Source organism: Amycolatopsis sp. NBC_00355 (assembly GCF_036104975.1).
Taxonomy (GTDB): domain Bacteria; phylum Actinomycetota; class Actinomycetes; order Mycobacteriales; family Pseudonocardiaceae; genus Amycolatopsis.
On record NZ_CP107982.1, the window covers coordinates 8,753,988 to 8,774,048 of the forward strand.

Genomic DNA, 20,061 nt, shown 5'->3' on the forward strand with positions numbered 1-20,061 from the left:
GTGAACCTCTCCCTGTCCCCGCTCGGGCTCGGCTGCGCGCAGCTGGGCAACCTGTACCACGCGATCACCGACGAGACGGCGGCCGCGACCGTGCGGCGCGCGTGGGACGAGGGCGTCCGCTACTTCGACACCGCGCCCCACTACGGCCTGGGCCTGTCCGAAACCCGCCTCGGCGCCGCGCTGAGTTCGTATTCTCGCGACGAGTATGTGCTGTCCACGAAGGTCGGCCGCGTGCTGGAGCCGAACCCGGGCGGCGCCGGTGAGAAGGACGGCGAGGGCTTCGCCGTCCCGGCCGCCTACAAGCGCCGCTGGGACTTCAGCCGCGACGGCGTCCTGCGCTCGTTCGAGGACAGCCTCACCAGGCTCGGTCTCGACCGGGTCGACGTCGTCTACGTCCACGACCCGGACGACCACTTCGAACAGGCCCTGCGAGGCGCCTTCCCGGCGTTGCGCGAGCTGCGTGAGCAGGGTGTCATCGGCGCGTTCGGCGCCGGGATGAACCAGGCGCCGATGCTCGGCGAGTTCGTCCGCCGCACCGACCTCGACGTCGTGCTGGTGGCCGGCCGCTACACGCTGCTCGACCAGCTCGCGCTGGACGAGCTGCTGCCGTTGTGCGCCGAACGCGACGTCACGGTGGTGGTCGGCGGCGCGTTCAACGCGGGCATCCTGGCCACCGCGGAACCCGGCCGTGTCTTCGACTACGCCGAGGCCCCGGCCGAGCTCGTCGAGCGGGCACAGCGGATCGCGAAGATCTGCGCGCGCCACGGCGTCGAACTGCCCGAAGCCGCGCTGGCCCTGCCGATGGCCCATCCCGCGGTGGCGTCGGTCGTCGTCGGCGCGCATGATCCGGAGCAGGTGAGCGTGAACGCGCGGCGCGCCCGGGTGGTCGTGCCGCCGGAGCTGTGGACCGAACTGGTCGACGCGGGACTGCTGCGCGCCGACGCCGTCATCGCCGAAGGAGTCTCATGATCGACGCGCACCACCACCTCTGGGACCCGTCGCGACGCGAGTACCCGTGGATGGCGGGCGACGCGATGGACCCGATCCGCCGTCCCTACACCGTCGACGACCTGCGCGCGGTGACGAAGGCGGCCGGGGTGCACGCGACCGTGCTGGTCCAGACGGTGTCGGCGCAGGAGGAGACCGAGGAGTTCCTCGCGACGGCCGCGGCGGAACCGGTGGTCGCCGGCGTCGTCGGCTGGGTCGACCTGCGGGCCTCGGACGTCCCGGACCGGCTGGCCGCGCTGCGGTCGCTAGGTCCGCTGGTGGGGGTCCGGCACCAGGTCGAAGACGAACCGGACGACGACTGGCTGCTGCGCCCGGAGATCGTGGCGGGGCTGAGCGCGGTCGCGGACGCCGGCCTGGTCTACGACCTGCTGGTGCGGCCCGCGCAGCTCGCGGCGGCCAGTGAGGTGGCGCTGCGGCTGCCGGGGCTGCGGCTGGTCCTGGACCACGCGGCGAAGCCGCCGATCGCGGCGGGGGAGTGGGAGCCGTGGGCGTCTGCGGTCGCCGCGCTCGCGGAGCGCGAGAACGTCGTGTGCAAGCTCTCCGGCCTGGTCACGGCGGCGGACTGGTCGGGGTGGGAGGTGGCGCACCTGCGCCGCTACGTCGACCACGTGCTGGACGTGTTCGGCCCCGGGCGGCTGCTGTTCGGTTCGGACTGGCCGGTCTGCGAGCTGGCCGCGGCCTACGAAGTCGTCCTGGACGCGGCGGTTTCGCTCACCGGGTCCCTGTCGGACGCGGAACGCCTGGACGTCTTCGAGCACAACGCGCGGAAGGTCTACGACCTGGCCTGAACGTGGATGCGGGCGGGGAACGTCCCCCAGGGGGTAAAGGAGGTTCCCCGCCCGCCGGTGTGAAGGTCTGTCAGAACTCGTCGTCGCGGATCATGCCGCGCAGGCGCGTGAGGGCGCGGTGCTGCGTGACGCGCACGTTGCCCGGCGAGATGCCGAGTGCCTCCGACGTCTCGGTCGCGGACAGCCCGACGGCGATGCGCAGGGTGAGGATCTCCTGCTGCACCCGGGGCAGCGTGGCGAGCAGCCGGCCGAGGCGGGCGCCGAGGTCGAGCGAGAGGGCGCGCGTCTCGGGCTCGTTGCCGACCAGCGGGCGCTCGGGGAGCTCGGGAACGGGCTCGGAGCGGTCGCGGGCCACGGCGCGGTAGGCGTCCGCGACCTTGTTGGCGGCGATGGCGTGCACGAGGTAAAGGAACGAGCCGCCGCGGTCCTGGTAGTCGGGAAGGGCTTTCAGCACGGCGAGGCACACTTCCTGGGCGACGTCGTCCGCCGACAGGTACGAGAGGTCACGACCTCCCATCCGCGCGCGGCAGTACCGCACCACGACCGGCTCGATCATCTTGAGCAAGGTGTGGATAGCAGCGGGATTGCCCTCGCCCGCGTCCTTGACGAGCGGGTCGAGGTCCTCCTTCGTCAGTCGCCCACCAGGTCGGGGCAATGATTCGGGAGTGCGATAATCGCGAACCTCCGTGGCGGAAACCTCGGTGGTCCTCGGCGGTGCTGTCATGGTCGTCTCCCCGGCCGACCCTCGACCGTCGCATGCCGGGGGTTCAACTCTCCGTAACGGTGTCATCGCAGGTACTCCGGGAGACCGGCGCTACCTGCGCTCCGTGCGACGCTGGGTAATCGTAAGCACCTCTCGGGCCATCAGTCCAGATTTCAACCACCAATACCCCGTTCGCAGGAGCGACCGTGATGCAACCGCGACCAGACGCCTCACATTGCGATTAATCGCTTTCAGGATGTGCCGAGTTCACCCGTCAGTGGAGGGCGATCACGGACGTGGCAGTCAACGTGACGGCGAGCGACGTCACGGCGGGCAGCAGGCGGGGCATGGCCACCGGTTCGGCGGCACGCAGGGCCCGTTCGCGGGACGCGCCGACCCCCGCGAGCAGGGCGGACGTCGCCGCGGACAGCAAAACGGGCAGGACAGCGAGCCCCCAGTGGCGGAGTGCGGCCGAGTGGAGCAGCAAGAGGGTGCAGGCGGCGGAGGCCAGGGCGGTTCGCCGCCAGGCCAGTCCGGTCCGCTCGGCCTGCGCGCCGGCGGGGGCGGTCACGGCGCCACCGTCGCGCCGAGGCCGGAGTAGTCGCGAAGCCCCGATAATCCGACTGCCAATAAGCCCGCGCCCGAGGGGGCTCGGCGGGCGCGTACCGGCGCCGGAACCCCGGTTTCGGGGCACCACGGACGGTCACCGAATGGTGTGGTGGCCGTCACGAAAGGGCCAGGAGTACGGCCGCGGCGAGGATGAGCAGGAACAGGCCGGCCGTCAGCACCACGATCATCAGGCTGCGCGGCAGCGGCTCACCGGCGCGCATCGCGATCTGGACGCGCCGCCAGCGCGGGTACGCCGTCAGCGCCAGGACCGCCGCGAGCGCCACGCACAGTCCGGCGAGCACGCCGCTGGCCCCGGCGGGGGAGGGGACGAGCTGGTGCACGGCCACGCCGCCCGCGAGCAGGCCGAGCGCGGTGCGCAGCCAGGCGAGGAACGTGCGTTCGTTGGCCAGGGTGAAGCGGTAGTCCGGTTCACTGCCGCCCTCGTGGGGCTTGATGTCTTCTCGCGGGGCCACGTCCGCAGACGCTAGCCCGTGTGCGCGGCCCGGGCCGGTTCGCTGCGGTGCGCGAAGACCCACCAGCGCAGCACCGCGAACCGCACGAACCCGCCGACGAAGCTGGCCAGCAGCAGCGTGCCCGTCTCCTCCCACGACGTCGGCCGCTCGACGACGGCGTCGAGGATCGCCAGCACGGCCGAGCCGTACCCGGCGTAGAAGGCGAACGTGAGGAAGTCCTGCAGGTGCCGCTTCCCGGCGTTGCTCTGCCGGCCGGCGAAGGTGACGCGGCGGTGGAACTCGGTGTTCCCGACCGTCGTCAGCGCGATCGCGACCAGGTTCGCGACCTGCGAGCCGAGCCGGTCGCGCAGCAGGAGGAACAGGACGGCCTGGACGCCGGTTGTCACGATGCCGGCCACGATGTACCACGCCGCGTGCGTGCCGAGCTCGTGGTGGCGGTCCGGGTCGGTGGCGAAGGGCCGGTGTTCCGGTGCGCACCTGGTGGTGGCCATGATCCGAAGCTACTCCGCCTTCACAAACTTGTGAATATGTTAAACCCGTTGAAGAAATGTGATCCCGGTGACACCGCGGGCGTTTCGGGCCCAGGCACCTCGGGTAGGTCCCCGGCGATGACTATTTCCTCTGCACCGGGAGAATCCAGTGAGTGACCGCGACTCGGCCGAATCGGACAGCCTGAGCCCCAGCGAGGCGCTGGACGAAGACGAGCTGCGCGTCGACCCGCTCGAAGAAGGCATCGAACCGCCTGAGCACTGGAGCGCCGCCGACCGGTTCGGCACCACGCCCCAAGAGGTCCGCGAAGGCGAGCCGATCGACCAGCGGCTCGCGGAAGAGGAACCGGACACCGAGCCGGACCCGATCCCGGACCGCCCGCTCGCGGCGACCCCGGCCGCCGAGCTCGACGAGACCGTCGAGGACGCGCCCCCGGACTACGAGCAGGTGATCCCCGACGACGAGCTGCCCCACCGCCACGCGGACCCCGATCCGGGTGAGCGGGCGGACTACGCGGGTGGCTCCGTGGCGGACGCCATCCGCGAGGCGAGACAGGGCTGAACCGCTCACGCTGCGCGTCCGTTCGGGCGCATTTAGCGTGGGACCCCAGTGCATCGGACCGCGACGAAGGGAAGGCCGAAGATGCTGACCGTGACCGAAGCCGCCGCCGAGGCGATCACCGCTCTGACCAGCCAAGGCGAAGGGGAAGCCGGGCTCCGCCTGGCGGTCCAGAACGCCGAGGGCGAAAGCGCCCAGCTGGCCTTGTCCGTGGCGCCGGAGCCCGCGGAGGGTGACAGCGTGCTCGGCGCCGACGAGGGACCGAAGGTGTTCCTCGAGCCGCAGGCAGCGGCGCTGCTGGACGACAAGGTGCTCGACGTCCAAGAGGACGATGCCGGCGGCGTGGCGTTCGCCGTGCTGCCGCAGCACACGAGCTGACCGCGGCGGACGGGCCTTTCTCTTTGGGTGTGGAAGGCCCGTCCGCCCGCTCTACCGCCTTCGCCAGGCACTGACGAGCACCGCGGCCCGCACCCGCAGCAGCTCGGCCGCGTTCGCCCGCGCGTGGTCCAGGGACTCCGCGTGGTCGATGAGCGCACTGCTCGCGATGACGCCCAAGCCCGCCAGCCCGGCCTCGTCCAGCTGGATCCGCCCCGCCAGCGCCATCAGCGGTACTCCGCGCGGCCGGGCGCGTGCCGCGATCCCGGCCGGGGCCTTGCCGTGGAGACTCTGCTCGTCGAGCGATCCTTCACCCGTGATGACGAGGTCCGCGCCGTCGAGCGCCGCGTCCACCCCGGTCAGCCCGGCGATCAGGTCGAACCCGGACTCCACCGTCGCGCCGAGGCCCGCGATCGCGCCCGCCGCTACCCCGCCCCCCGCTCCCGCGCCCGGTACCCGTGACACGTCCGGGGCACCGCCGACCTGCAGGGCGTGCGCCCACCGGCCCAGCGCCGCGTCGAGCGCCGCCACTTCCTCGGGCCTCGCGCCCTTCTGCGGCCCGAACACCGCGGCCGCGCCGTCCGGGCCGAGCAGCGGGTTCGTCACGTCGGTCGCGACCGCGACGCTCACCCCCGCCAGCCGCTCGCGCACCGGCGTCAGCTCGGTCGACGCGACCCGCGACAGCGTGCCGCCGCCGAGGCCGACCGGGGCGCCGAACGCGTCGAGCACGCCGGCGCCGAGCGCGCTCAGCATGCCGGCGCCGCCGTCGGTGCTGGCCGTGCCGCCGACGGTGAGGACGAGCCGGCGGGCGCCGTGCACCAGCGCGTCCACGAGCAGCTCACCGACGCCCCAGGTGTGTGCGGCCAGCGCGGTTTCCGGGCTGGGCTCGACGAACTCGATGCCGCACGCGCGCGCCGATTCGACGTACGCGGTGCCGTCCAGCACGGCGTACCGCGCGTGGACCGCCTCTTCGAGCGGACCGCGGACCGTCAGCCGGACGATCCGGGCGCCCGCGGCTTCGAGCACGTCGAGGGTGCCCTCCCCGCCGTCGGCGACGGGGCAGGTGACGATGTCGGCGTCCGGCAGCGCGTCCCGCACGCCGAGCGCGATGGCCTCCGCGGCCTCGACCGCGGTGAGACTGCCCTTGAACTTGTCCGGCGCGATGACGACACGGGTCACGGCTTCACCTCCGTCAGCGGGGGACGCCCGGCGAGCACCGCCGCGACGTTGCGGGCCGCCAGCACGGCCATCGCGGTGCGGGTCTCGAGCGTGGCCGACCCGAGGTGCGGGCTGAGCACGACGTCGTCCCGGCCGAGCAGCCGCGGTTCGACATCGGGTTCGTGCTCGAACACGTCGAGCGCGGCGCCGGCGATCTCCCCGGCCTCGAGGGCGTCCGCGAGGGCCGCTTCGTCGACGACCGGGCCGCGGGTCGTGTTCACCAGGTAGGCGCCGGGTTTCATGGCGCGCAACGCGGCGGCGTCGATCAGGTGCCGCGTCTCCGGCGTCAGCGGGCAGTGCAGCGAGACGACGTCCGAGCGGTCCAGAAGCTCTTCGAAGGAAACGAATCCGTCCCCGCGGTTCGACCGTCCGGTGTAGACGATCGACATGCCGAACGCTTCGGCCCGTTTCGCCACCGCCCGGCCGATCTCGCCGAGCCCGACGATGCCGAGGGTCTTGCCCTGCAGACCCGAGCCGAGCAGGAACCCGAGGTGGAACGACCACGGCGTGCGCGAGCGCAGCAGCCGCTCGCCTTCGCCGAGGCGCCGCGTGATCGCGAGCAGCAGGCCGAACGCGAGGTCGGCGGTGGCGTCGGTGAGCACGCCCGGGGTGTTGGTGACGACGACGCCGCGTTCGGCCAGGGCCGGGACGTCGACGTTGTCGTAGCCGACCGCGACGTTCGCGACCACCTTGAGATCGGGCCCTGCGGCGTCGGCGAGCGCGCCGTCGAGCCGGTCGTGCAGCATCCCGACCACCGCCGACGCGCCCGCGGCGAACTCGTGCAGCTCGGCCGTCGTCAGCGGCCGGTCGGCGGGCGACACCGTCACGTCGCCCGCTTCCGCGAGCACCTTCACCGCTTCGTCGGGTATCCACCGGGTCACCGCGATCTTGGGCACCCCGACAGCCTAGTCCCCGCGGACGGCCCCGAGAACGATCTCCGACTGCGCCGCGGCACCCGCGCCGTTGGGGTGGAAGGGGAACGCGAGCAGCAGCGGGTTGCTCACCGAGACGGGGATCAGGCCTTCGACGTAGCGCACGGTGGGCGCCTTGCAGGCGTCGTGCCCGAGGGTCGGTGAGTAGGTGTCGACCAGCTCGACGCCGTTGTCGGCGGCGACCCGCGCGAGCATGGCGTTCATCTGGAGGAACTTCGCCTGCAGGTAGGCGACGTCGCCGTCGGCGATCGGGATCACCGGCCAGCAGCCCTTGCCGCTCGCGGGCAGCCCGGCGAGGTAGTTCACCAGCAGGATCCGCGCGTCCGGCGACCGCTGCTTGATCTGCTGGAGCGCGTTCGCGATCTTCGGCGCGGTCGCGTTGACGGCGTTCTCCAGCTGGTCGACGCCGCCCGCGGTGAACTTCGCCTTGCACGTGCTGATCGGCAGGACGTTGAGGCACTTCGTCACGGCGGAGGCGAGCCCGATGTCGTTGCCGCCGATGCCCACCGTGACCAGGTCGGTGGTCGGGGTGAGCCGGTCGAACTGCGGCGGGTTCGTCCCGCCGAGCGGCAGCTTCTGCGGCTGCGTGAAGTCGGTCGTCGTCGCACCGCCGCAGCTGGCGTCGCGGAAGGTCTCGACCCCGAGCGCGCCGGCGACCTCGTGCGGATAGTCCGAAGTGGACTGTGCGCAGTCGAGCGGCGTGAACTGGGTGGCGGGCGGGAGGGTGACGAAGACGTCGGCGGTCCAGGAGTCACCCAGCGCCACGTATTCGTGGTAGGTGGTGCTCGCCGACGCCGGGGCGGCGAGCGCGAGCGCGGCGATCGCGGGCACGGCGAGAAGGGTGGACAAACGCCTGCGCATGCTGCCTCCGTTGGCGAGCGGCGAAGTGAAGGACTTTCACATTCAGCGTGCGACTGGTGAAAAGTCAATCCCGCTCACCCGTTCTGATGAGGCCGGTCGGCGTGGGTAGTCAAACCCTGGTCAGCCGCACCACCACGCTCGCGTAGCCGCTCCCCGGCAGTTCGACGTCGAGCCCGTGACTCAGCAGCACGGCGCCGTGGTGCTCGACGCCGTCCTGATCCCGGTACCGCGCCGCCGGGTCCAGCCCGGCCAGGCGCGGCGGGGTGAACGGGCGCGCGAACTCCGTGGGCCGCCGCCAGAAGATCACCACGACGTCGCCGCCCAGCACGTACTGCACGGCGGTCAGCGCCGAACGCGCCGTGACGTCGCCTCTTCGAGTTCGGCGGCACTCCGGCGAGGCAGGTCACCGCCCAGGCCGAGCATGCCCGCCATCGCGACGTGGAACGGAAGCTTAGCGGCGCCTCCCGGCCGGTGATCGGGTTCGGGCTGTCGGTGACCCAGCGACGTCCGGGTGGGCGAAGTTGAGCACGCGCTGGTTGCGCAACGTCGTGCGCGTGCGGTGCGCCATGTGCAGCACCCAGTCCGGGTGCTCGCGGTAGAGGTCGCTGTCCGGGTCGACCATCTCCGGCTCGACCCACAGCCCGAACTTCATCCCGTGCGCGTGCACGGCGTCGACCAGTGGCCGCAGTCCTGCGGGGAAGCGCTGCTCGTCGGCGGTCCGGTCGCCGAGCCCGGCGGTGTCGCCGGACCAGCCGTCGTCCATCACGGACAGCTCGGCACCGAGTTTCGCCGCGGCCACGGCGAGGTGCGTTTCCGTCTGCTCGTCGACGTCCCAGCCGGTCGCTTCCCGGGAGTTGTAGACGATCGGCCGCAGCTCGCCCGGGTGCGGCTGGACGAACTCGCGGACGTAGGAGTGCCGGCGCCGGCTCGTGCCGCCGAAGCCGCCGGCCGTGTAGAGGGGACTTTCCTCGCGTGGCCGCGCGAGGAAAGTCCCCTTCGTCGTGCGTGCGTCATCCATTGGGTGGAAGACGTCTGGTCGGGGCCGCGGCCGTCGTGCTATGTTCGGTTTCAGAACGAGTGTGCGTGATGCGAACAGTTTGGGGAGTGTGATGGCGGAGCTGCTGTCGCTGGAGGAGGCCGTGGGCCGCCTGGTGCACGACGGGGACACCGTCGCGCTCGAGGGCTTCACGCACCTCATCCCGGTCGCGGCCGGGCAGGAGATCATCCGCCAGCGGCGGCGTGGCCTCACGCTGGTGCGGATGACCCCGGACATCGTGTACGACCAGCTCATCGGCGCCGGCTGCGCGAGCAAGCTGATCTTCTCGTGGGGCGGCAACCCCGGAGTGGGCTCACTGCACCGCTTCCGTGATGCCGTCCAGCACGACTGGCCGGTGCCCCTGGCGATCGAGGAACACAGCCACGCGGGCATGGCGAATCGCTACGTCGCGGGCGCGTCGGGCCTCCCGTTCGCGGTCCTGCGCGGCTACACCGGCACGGATCTCCCCGCGCAGACGGACACCATCAAGCCGATCACGTGTCCGTTCACCGGCGAGCGGCTGACGGCGGTGCCGGCCCTGAATCCGGACGTCACGATCGTCCACGCCCAGCGAGCGGACCGCGCGGGCAACGTCCAGATGTGGGGCATCACCGGCGTCCAGAAGGAAGCGGTCCTGGCGGCCAAGCGCTCACTGGTGACGGTGGAGGAGATCGTCGACACCCTGGAACCCCGCCCCGGCGCGGTCATCCTCCCGGGCTGGGTGGTCACCGCGGTGTCGGAGGTCCCCGGCGGCGCCAAGCCGTCCTACGCGGCGGGCTACTACGAGCGCGACAACGCGGCATACCAGGCCTGGGACGAAGTGGGCCGTGACCGCGAGGCGTTCACGACGTGGCTGAACGACCTCACCGGGGTCAAGGCATGACCCCCACCCCGGCCGTTCGCGGAAGCCGCCGCCCACAGCCCTTCCTGACGAGCCCGGCAGCCCACGGCCCCGTTGACCTGACCCTCACCCCGCTGAGCGGTCTCGCCTGGCGCACCCCGGCCGCCCTGGTGCACTCGGCAACCACCGCCCCCGCCCGCACAGCTCCAATCCGGGCCGGCTGGTACGCACCCGCCTCCCTCGCGCGATCCGCGTCCACCACCCGCGCCCGCGCAACCCCCACTCCACCCGGCGGGCGCGCCCCGGCCTTCCCCGCGCAGCCGGCAACCCCCGCCCGCACGACCCCAAGCGGGGTCCGCGGCCAGGAGGTCGCTGCCTCCTTCCCCGAGGCGGCGCCCACCCCGGTCCCCACCGCCCCGGACCCCGGCGACACCCGCACAACCGCGGAGGCGAAGGCATGACCACCGACTACACCGCCGACGAGATGATGAGCGTCGCGGCCGCCCGCGCCCTCGGCGACGGCATGTCCTGCTTCGTCGGCATCGGCCTCCCGAGCAAGGCGGCCAACCTGGCCCGCCGCACCCACGCCCCGGACCTGACCCTGATCTACGAGTCCGGCTGCCTCGGCGCGAAGCCGTCCCGCCTCCCGCTGTCCATCGGCGACGGCGAGCTGGCCGACACCTCCGACGCCGTGGTCAGCGTCCCCGAGGTGTTCAACTACTGGCTCCAGCCCGGCCGCATCGACGTCGGCTTCCTCGGCGCCGCCCAGCTGGACAAGTTCGGCAACATCAACACCACGGTGATCGGCTCGGACTACCACGACCCGAAGGTCCGCCTGCCCGGCGCGGGCGGCGCCCCGGAGATCGCCGCGTCCTGCCGCGAGGTGTTCGTAGTGCTCCGCCAGAGCCCCCGCGCGTTCGTCGAGAAGGTCGACTTCGTGACGTCCTTCGGCCACGGCACCGGCAAGGGCGACCGCGAACGCCTCGGCCTGCCCGGCCGGGGCCCGACCCTGGTGGTCACCGACCTCGGCCTGATGCGCCCCGACCCGGAGACGGCGGAGCTCACCCTCACCGAACTCCACCCGGGCGTCGAACTGGAGCGCGCGGTGGCGGCGACCGGGTGGACACTGAAGGTCGCGGACGACCTCACGGTCACCCCCGCGCCCACCGAAGAGGAGCTGGCCGTGCTGCGAGACCTCGAAAAGGCAAGCAAGTGACCCGGAAGGCCACCGCATGACCGACGTCTACGTCCTCGACGCGCTCCGTACCCAGTTCGGCCGCTACGGCGGCGCGCTGGCCGGCGTCCGGCCGGACGACCTCGCCGCGACCGCGCTCCGGGCCATCCAGTCCCGCAACGACCTCGATCCGTCCACAGTGGACGAAGTGACCCTCGGCGACGCGAACGGGGCGGGGGAGGACAACCGCAACGTCGCCCGGATGGCCACTCTGCTCGCGGGCTGGCCGACGAGCATCCCCGGCAACACGGTCAACCGGCTCTGTGGTTCCGGCCTCGACGCGGTGATGCAGGCCAGCCGGTCCATCCAGGTCGGCGACGCGTCCCTGGTGGTCGCCGGCGGCGTCGAGTCGATGACCCGCTCACCGCTGGTGATGTCCAAGCCGGAGAAGGCCTTCCCGGCGGGCAACCAGACCCTCTACAACACCGCGCTGGGCTGGCGCATGGTCAACCCGGCGATGCCGGGGCACTGGACGATCTCCCTCGGCGAGTCCACCGAGAAGCTCGCCGAGCGGTACGGCATCGGCCGCGACGAGCAGGACGCCTTCGCGGCGCGCAGTCACGTCAACGCCGCCAAGGCGTGGGACGAGGGCTTCTACGACGACCTGGTCGTCCCGGTCGACGGCGTGGACCTGGCCCGCGACGAGAGCATCCGCCCGGACTCCAGCCCGGAGAAGCTGGCGAAGCTCAAGCCCGCGTTCCGCAAGGAGAACGGCACCGTCACGGCGGGCAACGCGTCGCCCCTGAACGACGGCGCCTCGGCTCTGCTGCTGGGTGACGAAGCGGCGGCGAGCCGGCTCGGCCGGGCGCCGCTCGCCCGCATCGCCGGCCGCGGCGCGGCGGGGGTCGACCCGGACGTCTTCGGCATCGGCCCGGTGCGCGCGGCCGAGATCGCGCTGGAGCGCGCCGGCATCGGCTGGGACGACCTGGCCGCGGTGGAGCTGAATGAGGCCTTCGCCGCGCAGTCCCTCGCCTGCCTGCGCGACTGGCCGAAGCTCGACCCCGAAATCGTCAACACCCACGGCGGCGCGATCGCCATCGGCCACCCGCTCGGCGCGTCCGGTGGCCGCATCCTCGGCACCCTGGCGCACGACCTGCACCGCCGCGGCGGTGGCTGGGGACTCGCCGCCATCTGCATCGGCGTCGGCCAAGGCCTGGCCGTCGTCCTCGAAGGCCGGTAAGGGAGGCACCATGGCTGCTCCGACCGAACTCAAGCTGCCGCGCTACGGGCCGGACCCCGAAGGCACGCATCCGCCGCTGGGCTTCACCGGCTACCGGTCCACGGCTTTGCGCTACCCGCAACAACCTCTGGTGCTGCTCCCGCAGATGCTGACCGAGGTCACCGGCCCGCTGCTCGGGCCCGGTCGCCTCGGCGAGCACGACAGCGACCTCACCCGCCAGCACGCGGAGGAGCCGCAAGGGCAGCGGATCATCGTCACCGGCCGGCTCCTCGACGGTGACGGCCGGCCGGTGCGCGACTCGTTGATCGAGATCTGGCAGGCGAACGCGGGCGGCCGCTACCGGCACACCGGCGACCGCTGGCCGTCCCCGCTCGACCCGAACTTCGACGGCGTCGGGCGCGCCCTGACCGACAGCGACGGGCGCTACACCTTCACCACCATCAAGCCCGGCGCGTACCCGTGGAAGAACCACGACAACGCCTGGCGCCCCGCGCACATCCACTTCTCGGTGTTCGGCTCCGCGTTCACGCAGCGGCTCGTCACCCAGATGTACTTCCCGGACGACCCGCTGTTCTCCCAGGACCCGATCTTCAACTCGATCCCGGACGAGAAGGCCCGGCAGCGCATGGTTTCCCGGTACGACCACGGGATCACGCAGTCGGAGTGGGCGCTCGGCTACCAGTTCGACATCGTGCTGCGCGGGCGCGAAGCATCGGTGTTCGAAGAGGAAGAAGAGGACGAGGACTGATGCCCAAGCTGCTGCCGACCCCCTCGCAGACCGTCGGCCCGTATCTGTCGATCGGCCTGCCCTGGCCCGACGGCCCGTACGTCGTCCCGGAGGGCACCCCCGGCGCGATCTGGATCCGCGGCACGGTGCGCGACGGCGCCGGCGACCCGGTCCCGGACGCCATGATCGAGACCTGGCAGGCCGACCCCGAAGGCGGCTTCCACCACCCCGACGACCCGCGCGGCGAGGCGTCCGGCGAGTTCCGCGCCTTCGGCCGGTGCCCGACGGAAACCGACGGCACGTACGGGATCCTGACCCTGCTGCCGGGTGTGCTGCCCGGAGGAGGCGGCACCACGCAGGCGCGGCACATCGACGTTTCGGTGTTCGCGCGCGGCCTGCTCAACCGGGTCGTCACACGGATCTACTTCGAGGACCAGGACAACGCGGAAGACCCGACACTGGCGACGGTGCCGGAGGATCGGCGGGGCACCCTGATCGCCGCGAAGACCGCGGACGGCTACCGCTTCGACGTGCGTCTCCAAGGCGACGGTGAGACGGTGTTCTTCGCGGTATGAACGGAGATGGGAACGTGAGCGCGGTACCGGTGCACCGGGTCGTCGAAGGCCCTGAAGACGGGCCGGTGGTGGTGTTCGCCGGTTCGCTGGGCAGCGACCTCCGGATGTGGGAGCCCCAGGTGGTGCCGTTGCTGGAGCGCGGCTTCCGCGTGGTGCGGTACGACACGCGCGGCCACGGCGCGTCGCCGGTGCCGCCCGGCCCGTACGACCTCGACGATCTCGGCGCCGACTTCCTCGCGCTGCTGGACGACCTCGACGTCGCGAAGGCGCCCCTCGTGGGGTTGTCACTCGGCGGGATGACCGGCATGTGGCTCGGTGTCCACGCGCCCGACCGGATCGCGAGCCTGGTGCTCTGCTGCACGTCCGCCAAGCTCGGCCCGCCCCGGATGTGGGCGGACCGCGCCCGGACGGTCCGCACGGAGGGCACCGCGGCCGTGGCCGGCGCGGGTGTCGGCCGGTGGCTGACGCCCGCGTACCTCGAACGGCACCCGGACCGCGCCGCGTTCCTGCGCTCGATGATCTCCGAGGTCCCGGCCGAGGGCTACGCGGCCTGCTGCGGCGCGATCGAGCGGATGGACCTGCTCGACGTGCTGCCGAAGATCACCGCCCCCACCCTGGTCATCGCCGGCGCCGACGACCCGGCCACCCCGCCGGAGGAGCACTCCCGCCCGATCGCCGACGGCATCCCCGGCGCGCGGCTCGAGGTCGTCGCGAACGCCGCGCACCTGGGCAACTACGAGCAGCCCGAGGAGTTCACCAGACTGATCCTCGGGCACCTGGAGGCACTGTGACCAACCGCCACGAGCAGGGCATGAAGGCGCGCCGCGAGGTGCTGGGCGACGAGCACGTCGATCGCGCGGTCGCGGGCACGACCGAGTTCAGCCGCCCGTTCCAGGACTACATCACCGAGGGCGCGTGGGGCACGGTCTGGTCCCGCGACGGCCTGGACCGGCGGACCCGCAGCTGCGTCACGCTGGCGGCCCTCACGGCGTTGCACGCGCACAACGAGCTGCCGATGCACGTCCGCGCCGCGATCCGCAACGGCCTCACCGCGGCCGAGATCGGCGAGGTCCTGCTCCACACCGCCGTCTACGCCGGCGCCCCGGCGGCGAACGCGGCGTTCGCCATCGCCCAGCGCACCCTGGCCGAACTCGGCGAGCCGAGCGCCCTGCCCGCCGACGCCGGATAGGGTCTCGGAATGGACGCGAGTCGGCCCCCCTTCGAAGTCGAACTGGACGGCGAGCCGGCTCACCGTGGTGCCCACCACGTGCAGTCGCTGGAGCGCGGGCTGGCCGTCATCAAGGCGTTCCACGCGGGCGCGGCCGAGCTGACCCTGAGCGACGTCGCCCGCGCGACGGGCCTGACCCGCGCCGCGGCGCGGCGTTTCCTGCTGACGCTGACCGACCTCGGTTACGTCCGCACGGACGGCAAGTACTTCTCGCTCACCGCCCGCGTCCTGGAGCTGGGGTACTCGTACCTGTCGAGCATGACGCTGCCCGAGGTCGCCCAGCCCCACCTCGAGCACCTCTCGGCCGACGTCCACGAGTCGAGCTCGGTCTCGGTGCTGGAAGGCACCGACATCGTCTACGTGGCGCGGGTGGCGGTCTCCCGGATCATGACGGTGAGCATCAACGTGGGAACCCGGTTCCCGGCGTACGCGACGTCGATGGGGCACGTCCTCCTGACCGGCCTCAGCGCCGCGGAGCTGGAGGCGTACTTCGTCGTCGCGAGGCTGGACCGTCTCACCGACCGCACGGTCACCGCGCCCGACAGCCTGCGCACCGAGCTGACGAGGGTCGGGGAGCAGGGCTGGGCCATGGTCGACCAGGAGCTGGAGGAGGGTCTCCGCTCGGTTGCGGCCCCGATCCACGACCGCCGGGGCAAGGTGGTCGCGGCGGTGAACCTGTCGACGCACGCGAGCCGCACGACGGCCGAGTCGGTGGAGCGCGAGCTGGTCCCGCCGCTGCTGGCCACGGCCCGGGCGATCGAGTCGGACCTGTCGGCAGGTGCGCCGGGCCGGGCCCATGGTTGAGCCGGCCGCCGGCCTCCTGCTGGCCGCGGGCGCGGGCCGCCGGTTCGGCGGCCCGAAAGCTCTGGCCGACCTGAACGGTGAACCCCTCGTCCGGCGGGCACTGCGGGTCATGGAGGAAGCGGGCTGCACCCCGATCCGGGTAGTCCTGGGTGCGGCGGCCGACGAGGTCCGCGCGCTGCTCCCGGACCCCGGCCTGGCGGTGGTGGCCGAAGACTGGGCAACCGGCATGGGCGCCTCCCTACGCGCCGGCCTGGCGGCACTGACGACCACTCCCGGCCCGACCGCGGCCCTGGTCCACCTGGTCGACCTCCCCTGGGTAGGCCCCGAAATCCTCACCCGGGTAGCGGCCCACGCAAGCGTGAACGCGGTCGCCCGGGCGGCGTACGAGGGAGTCCCCGGCCACCCGGTCCTGCTGGGCCGCGACTGGTGGCCGGAAATAGCTCGGACGGCCCGGGGAGACCACGGCGCCCGAGACTGGCTGGTCACCCGCGAAGACCTGACGCTGATCGAGTGCGCAGACCTGGGCAGCGGCCGCGACGTAGACCACCAAGCAGACCTACCGACCTAACCACCCTTCGCGCCCCACCACCCGCGCAGCGATGCCACCCCAACCCCGCCACTTTCATACCGAAAGATGCGTCTCCAGGGCCTGAAGCGGCACTTTCCCTAGGAAAGATGCGAGGTTGTGGAGGGATTTCGGGGGATGTGGACAAGTAGGCGGGGCGGGCCGCGCCGATGCCCGGCCCGGCGCGGCCCGGCCCGGCACGACCTACCCGGGCTTGTCGAGCGCACTGCCCCATTCTCGCGTCGCCGATGGGCGGACGGCCTCCCGCACGTCGCGAGCGACCGTGCCGCCTGCATGTCACCTGCGGCCGCATGGTCGCTCGCACGTCACCTGCGGCCGCACGGCCGTCCGCACGTCACGCCGCTGGTTGCGGTGTGGCTGGACAGCCTGCTTCGGGACGGCGCCACGCCCAGCTGGGCCGTCCCGCGAGCCGGACCAAGCCCGTCCGCTGAGCACGTAGCGGCGACCGCACCGTCCGGACACCCGCGCACCACCCCGCCGACCTGGCAGGGCGCCGCCACCGTAAGCCGCGGCCCGCTCCGTTGCCCCTTACGATCGACTCTGTGACCGACTCGCTCGCCTCACCCGAAGAACTCGCCGCCGCGCTGGATCGGACCGGTTATCTCGCCGATGACGGCCTTGCCACCGCCGGGTTCCTCGCCCTGCGGATGGGGCGGCCGCTCTTCTGCGAAGGCGAACCCGGCACCGGCAAGACCGCGCTCGCCCTCGCGCTGGCCACCGCGCTCGACCGGCCGCTCGTGCGGCTCCAGTGCCACGAGGGCATCGACGCCGCCCAGGCCCTCTACGAATGGGACTTCCCGCGGCAGCTCCTGCACCTGCGCGCCCTCGAAGCGAGCGGCGGGATCGACGTCGAGACCGCCGAACGGTCGCTCTACACCGAGCGGTTCCTGCTGGCCCGGCCGCTGCTGCAGGCACTCATCAGCGCCCCGTGCGTGCTGCTGATCGACGAGATCGACCGCGCCGACGACGAGTTCGAAGCCTTCCTCCTGCAGTTGCTCGACGAATACGCCGTGACCATCCCCGAGTACGGCGAGGTCCGCGCGGAGCAGCCGCCGCTGGTGGTGCTGACGTCCAACCGGACCCGTGAAGTCCACGACGCGCTCAAGCGACGCTGCCTCTACCACTGGCTGGAACACCCGGACCTGATGCGAGAGGTCACGATCCTGCGCCGTAGAATCCCTCGAATAGGTGAAGTTCTGGCTCGGCAGGTAGCTGAAGCGGTGCAACGACTTCGGCAAATGGACTTGCTGAAACCACCCGGAGTAGCGGAGTCACTCGATTGGGCTAAAGCTCTGATGACTCTCGAACGGGACGAGCTGGACGCGGCATCGGCGGCACGAACGCTCGGTGCGGTCCTGAAATACAGCGAAGACCTCGACCGGGTCAGGGCGAAACTCGACGCCCTGTTCGCCTGACGGGCCGGTTCCGGGGGATGACCGAAGGCGCGGGAGGACCTGAGGCATGAGCGTGGCGGAGACGACCGAGGCGAGACCATTGGCCGAGCCGGAGCCGGATCGGCCTCAGCCGGCCGGCCCGTCCGATACCGGGCGGGGCCGGCGGGGCAAGCTCGCCGCCGTCCTGGCGATCGTCGGGGGCACCGCGCTGATCGCCGCGCACGCCTCGCTCTACGGCCACTGGATGATCGACGACGCGGCGATCACGTTCGCCTACTCCCGTGACGTCGCCGACGGCTTCGGCCCGGTGCTGCAGCCCGGCGCCCTGCCGGTCGAGGGGTACTCGAACCCGACCTGGATGATCCTGCTCGCCCTCGGCAAGCTCGTCGGGCTGTTCGACCACGGCACGATCTTCGGCGTCAACGACCAGATCCTGTTCCCGAAGGCCCTCGCCCTGGCCTGCTGCCTCGGCATCCTGATCCTGTTCTACTTCGGTGCGAAGACACTCAGCCGCCGCCCGGCCCTGATCACCTTCGTCGCCGGCGCGGCGCTCGCCGCGATCCCGTCGTTCGTGATCTGGTGCTTCTCCGGCCTGGAGAACTCGTTCTACGCGCTGACCGTCGCCGCGCTCGCGGTGCTCTGCCTGCGCGCCGTCCAGAGCGGCAAGCTGCTGACCTACCAGGTCGCCCTCGGCGCCGGCCTGATCGCCACGGCCGCGGCGCTGACCCGGCCGGACGGGATCATCTACGCCGGCGCCTACCCGATCGTCGTCGCGGTGTTCCTCAAGCGGGAACTGCTCGCCCGCAGCATCCGCGCCGTCGTCGTCTCGGTGGCCGCGTTCGTCGTGCCCTACGGCGCTTACGTCGTCTTCCGCTGGTTCGAGTTCGGCCGGCTGGTGCCGAACACCGCCGTCGCGAAGGGGCAGGAACCGCCCAGCGTCGACGACCTCGCCCGGCCCGGGCAGATCGTCGACTACATCGGCTGGCTGGTCGTCGCCGTCGCGGTCGCGTGCCTGGTGATGCTGCTGGTCCGGCCGTCGCGGCTGCGCACCGGCCTGATCGCGCTGCTGGTGCCGTTCGGGCTGACCGTGATCGCGTTCATCGTGCTCGAGGTCGACTGGATGGGGCAGCTGCGGTTCGCCACGCCGGTGTGGACGCTCGGCGCGTTCGGCGGCGCGATCGCGGTGGTCGAAGCGCTCTCCGCGGCGCGGCTGCGCGGCCGGATCACGCTCGCCTGCCTGCTCGTGGTCGCCCTGGTCAGCTCGGTCAGCGGGCTCTACACGGAGGGCACGACCTACCGCGCCCACGTCAAGACCGCGTTCTGCATCGTCGCCGAGCGCGACGCTCAGGCCGTCAACGGTTTCGCGGACATCCTGAAACTCCCCGACTCGGCCCAGGTCGGCCTGATCGACCTCGGCGGGACATCGCTCGGCAGCCGTCTCCGCGTGCTCGACCTGGCCGGCCTCGGCGACAAGCCGATCGCCGACTACCTGCACAAGGCCGACATGGCCGGCCTGCGCGACTACACGTTCACCGTCGCGAAGCCGGAGCTGATCACCTTCATCGGCTCGTGGATCACGACGCTGCAGTTCGACAAGGACCCGCGGTTCGACCGCGACTACGCGACGATCTTCGTGAACCGCCCGATCGGCAACGACACCGTCGACTCGCGCAACTGGGTCAGCTACCACGTCCGCCGCGACCTGGTCGACCCCGCGAAGCTCGCGGAACTCCAGGCGTACGCGCAGAAGACGCTCCCGCCGGTCCTGGAGCTCAACAAGACCGCCGGCCTCCGCGGCTGCGCGCCCGTCAAGCCCGGCATCAAGGCCTCCTGACCCGGACGACGCGCCCGCTTCGAAAGTCCACAAAGGACGATCGGGGCGGGCGCGTCGTGGTTCCGGAGGGACAGCGAGCCGACGGACGTCGCGGCCAGGGCGGCCCTAAGACCGGACGCGTCGTTCCTGCGGGTCGTAGACCACGAGGTTCCGGAGCCGGGCTTCGGCGACGGCGCCGGAGACGACCGTGCCGGCCATGTCCCGGCCCATGCCGAAGTAGAGCAGCGGGCCGCTCGCGTTCGACATCAACCCGCTCGTGGCCCACGGAGAAGTCTCGTCGAGATCGTGCGCGCCGAGATCGGGCCACCGGCGGAGCAAGGCCTGGACGTACTCGGTGATCGTCGGCCACGGTGGCCGCGCGGCCGACATTTCGATGTACTTCATGTAGAGGCGGCCGTACTCCGCCGCGGCTCCGGCGTCGTCCACCGGTGCCGGTCCGTCCCACACAACCAGGTCGTAGCTCACGGGTGCATGGTCGCACGCCGCGTAAATGCGTTGCCGCGCCACCAAGAGTCCGGCATTCTTCCTCCAGCACCGAAGCCCGACCGAGAAAGCCCGAGAGGAGGAGATCGTGACCGAAACCCGGAAGCTCCGATGCGGCACGATCT

The 20,061-nt window shown here is 71.8% G+C and carries 23 protein-coding genes and 1 pseudogene; 15 read left to right on the forward strand and 9 right to left on the reverse strand.

The window, feature by feature from the left end; translation table 11 throughout:
* On the forward strand, positions 1 to 969 hold the full coding sequence (locus OHS18_RS40465; protein ID WP_328614345.1) for an aldo/keto reductase: 969 nt from the start codon (positions 1 to 3) through the stop codon (positions 967 to 969).
* The gene (locus OHS18_RS40470) at positions 966 to 1,796 is read left to right on the forward strand and encodes an amidohydrolase family protein (RefSeq protein ID WP_328614346.1); all 831 of its coding nucleotides are present in this window, start codon (positions 966 to 968) and stop codon (positions 1,794 to 1,796) included. The genes OHS18_RS40465 and OHS18_RS40470 overlap by 4 nt, the downstream gene beginning before the upstream one ends.
* Before the next feature lie 70 nt (positions 1,797 to 1,866).
* Here the strand turns inward: OHS18_RS40470 and shbA are convergent, their stop codons facing one another.
* The 4 genes from shbA to OHS18_RS40490 all read right to left on the reverse strand — a co-directional run bounded on the left by shbA (position 1,867) and on the right by OHS18_RS40490 (position 4,072).
* On the reverse strand, positions 1,867 to 2,520 hold the full coding sequence (gene shbA / locus OHS18_RS40475) for an RNA polymerase sigma factor ShbA (protein ID WP_328443354.1): 654 nt from the start codon (positions 2,518 to 2,520) through the stop codon (positions 1,867 to 1,869).
* A gap of 253 nt (positions 2,521 to 2,773) precedes the next feature.
* On the reverse strand, positions 2,774 to 3,070 hold the full coding sequence (locus OHS18_RS40480) for a hypothetical protein (RefSeq protein ID WP_328443352.1): 297 nt from the start codon (positions 3,068 to 3,070) through the stop codon (positions 2,774 to 2,776).
* A 154-nt stretch (positions 3,071 to 3,224) separates the two neighbouring features.
* Positions 3,225 to 3,581, reverse strand: a complete 357-nt coding sequence (locus OHS18_RS40485) for a YidH family protein (RefSeq protein ID WP_328443350.1) — start codon at positions 3,579 to 3,581, stop codon at positions 3,225 to 3,227.
* An 11-nt stretch (positions 3,582 to 3,592) separates the two neighbouring features.
* Entirely contained in the window at positions 3,593 to 4,072 is a 480-nt protein-coding gene (locus tag OHS18_RS40490) for a GtrA family protein (RefSeq protein ID WP_328614347.1), read from the reverse strand.
* A 148-nt stretch (positions 4,073 to 4,220) separates the two neighbouring features.
* On the opposite strand from OHS18_RS40490, the gene OHS18_RS40495 reads away from it, so the two are divergent.
* Positions 4,221 to 4,631, forward strand: a complete 411-nt coding sequence (locus tag OHS18_RS40495) for a hypothetical protein (RefSeq protein WP_328443346.1) — start codon at positions 4,221 to 4,223, stop codon at positions 4,629 to 4,631.
* A gap of 81 nt (positions 4,632 to 4,712) precedes the next feature.
* Positions 4,713 to 5,006 (forward strand): iron-sulfur cluster biosynthesis family protein, encoded by a 294-nt coding sequence (locus tag OHS18_RS40500; protein WP_328443344.1) that lies wholly within the window; start codon positions 4,713 to 4,715, stop codon positions 5,004 to 5,006.
* A gap of 51 nt (positions 5,007 to 5,057) precedes the next feature.
* On the opposite strand, the gene OHS18_RS40505 is transcribed toward OHS18_RS40500, so the two are convergent.
* The 4 genes and pseudogenes from OHS18_RS40505 to OHS18_RS48665 form a co-directional block, all read right to left on the reverse strand.
* Positions 5,058 to 6,182 carry a glycerate kinase gene (locus OHS18_RS40505; protein WP_328614348.1) on the reverse strand — a complete coding sequence of 375 codons (1,125 nt, stop codon included), beginning with the start codon at positions 6,180 to 6,182 and terminating at the stop codon, positions 5,058 to 5,060.
* Positions 6,179 to 7,117 carry a 2-hydroxyacid dehydrogenase gene (locus tag OHS18_RS40510; protein ID WP_328614349.1) on the reverse strand — a complete coding sequence of 313 codons (939 nt, stop codon included), beginning with the start codon at positions 7,115 to 7,117 and terminating at the stop codon, positions 6,179 to 6,181. The genes OHS18_RS40505 and OHS18_RS40510 overlap by 4 nt, the downstream gene beginning before the upstream one ends.
* A gap of 9 nt (positions 7,118 to 7,126) precedes the next feature.
* Positions 7,127 to 8,014, reverse strand: a complete 888-nt coding sequence (locus tag OHS18_RS40515; RefSeq protein WP_328614350.1) for an SGNH/GDSL hydrolase family protein — start codon at positions 8,012 to 8,014, stop codon at positions 7,127 to 7,129.
* 109 nt (positions 8,015 to 8,123) lie between these two features.
* Positions 8,124 to 8,972, reverse strand: a pseudogene (locus OHS18_RS48665) (alpha-galactosidase); the annotation flags it as partial.
* Positions 8,973 to 9,123: 151 nt separating this feature from the next.
* Here OHS18_RS48665 and OHS18_RS40530 point away from each other — a divergent pair.
* From OHS18_RS40530 to OHS18_RS40580, 11 genes are all read left to right on the forward strand, one after another.
* Entirely contained in the window at positions 9,124 to 9,933 is an 810-nt protein-coding gene (locus OHS18_RS40530) for a CoA transferase subunit A (protein ID WP_328614353.1), read from the forward strand.
* 415 nt (positions 9,934 to 10,348) lie between these two features.
* Positions 10,349 to 11,107: a CoA-transferase subunit beta gene (locus tag OHS18_RS40535; RefSeq protein WP_328614354.1), complete on the forward strand. Its 759-nt coding sequence runs from the start codon at positions 10,349 to 10,351 to the stop codon at positions 11,105 to 11,107.
* 16 nt (positions 11,108 to 11,123) lie between these two features.
* Entirely contained in the window at positions 11,124 to 12,305 is a 1,182-nt protein-coding gene (locus OHS18_RS40540; RefSeq protein WP_328614355.1) for a thiolase family protein, read from the forward strand.
* A gap of 10 nt (positions 12,306 to 12,315) precedes the next feature.
* Positions 12,316 to 13,053, forward strand: coding sequence for a protocatechuate 3,4-dioxygenase subunit beta (gene pcaH, locus OHS18_RS40545; protein ID WP_328614356.1), 738 nt, complete (start codon positions 12,316 to 12,318; stop codon positions 13,051 to 13,053).
* Positions 13,053 to 13,607: a protocatechuate 3,4-dioxygenase subunit alpha gene (gene pcaG, locus OHS18_RS40550; protein ID WP_328614357.1), complete on the forward strand. Its 555-nt coding sequence runs from the start codon at positions 13,053 to 13,055 to the stop codon at positions 13,605 to 13,607. Before pcaH ends, pcaG begins: the two co-directional genes overlap by 1 nt.
* A gap of 14 nt (positions 13,608 to 13,621) precedes the next feature.
* Positions 13,622 to 14,398 (forward strand): 3-oxoadipate enol-lactonase, encoded by a 777-nt coding sequence (gene pcaD / locus OHS18_RS40555; protein WP_328614358.1) that lies wholly within the window; start codon positions 13,622 to 13,624, stop codon positions 14,396 to 14,398.
* A complete protein-coding gene (gene pcaC / locus OHS18_RS40560; RefSeq protein ID WP_328614359.1) occupies positions 14,395 to 14,796 on the forward strand; it encodes a 4-carboxymuconolactone decarboxylase in 402 nt (133 codons plus the stop codon). Before pcaD ends, pcaC begins: the two co-directional genes overlap by 4 nt.
* Before the next feature lie 9 nt (positions 14,797 to 14,805).
* Positions 14,806 to 15,639, forward strand: a complete 834-nt coding sequence (locus OHS18_RS40565) for an IclR family transcriptional regulator domain-containing protein (RefSeq protein ID WP_328443326.1) — start codon at positions 14,806 to 14,808, stop codon at positions 15,637 to 15,639.
* The gene (locus OHS18_RS40570) at positions 15,632 to 16,207 is read left to right on the forward strand and encodes a nucleotidyltransferase family protein (RefSeq protein WP_328614360.1); all 576 of its coding nucleotides are present in this window, start codon (positions 15,632 to 15,634) and stop codon (positions 16,205 to 16,207) included. Before OHS18_RS40565 ends, OHS18_RS40570 begins: the two co-directional genes overlap by 8 nt.
* Positions 16,208 to 16,767: 560 nt before the next feature.
* Complete coding sequence (locus OHS18_RS40575; RefSeq protein WP_328443324.1) at positions 16,768 to 17,640, forward strand: AAA family ATPase; 873 nt, start codon at positions 16,768 to 16,770, stop codon at positions 17,638 to 17,640.
* A gap of 46 nt (positions 17,641 to 17,686) precedes the next feature.
* Complete coding sequence (locus tag OHS18_RS40580; protein ID WP_328614361.1) at positions 17,687 to 19,453, forward strand: hypothetical protein; 1,767 nt, start codon at positions 17,687 to 17,689, stop codon at positions 19,451 to 19,453.
* 105 nt (positions 19,454 to 19,558) lie between these two features.
* Here the strand turns inward: OHS18_RS40580 and OHS18_RS40585 are convergent, their stop codons facing one another.
* A complete protein-coding gene (locus tag OHS18_RS40585) occupies positions 19,559 to 19,918 on the reverse strand; it encodes a hypothetical protein (protein WP_328443322.1) in 360 nt (119 codons plus the stop codon).
* Positions 19,919 to 20,061: the final 143 nt, after the last annotated feature.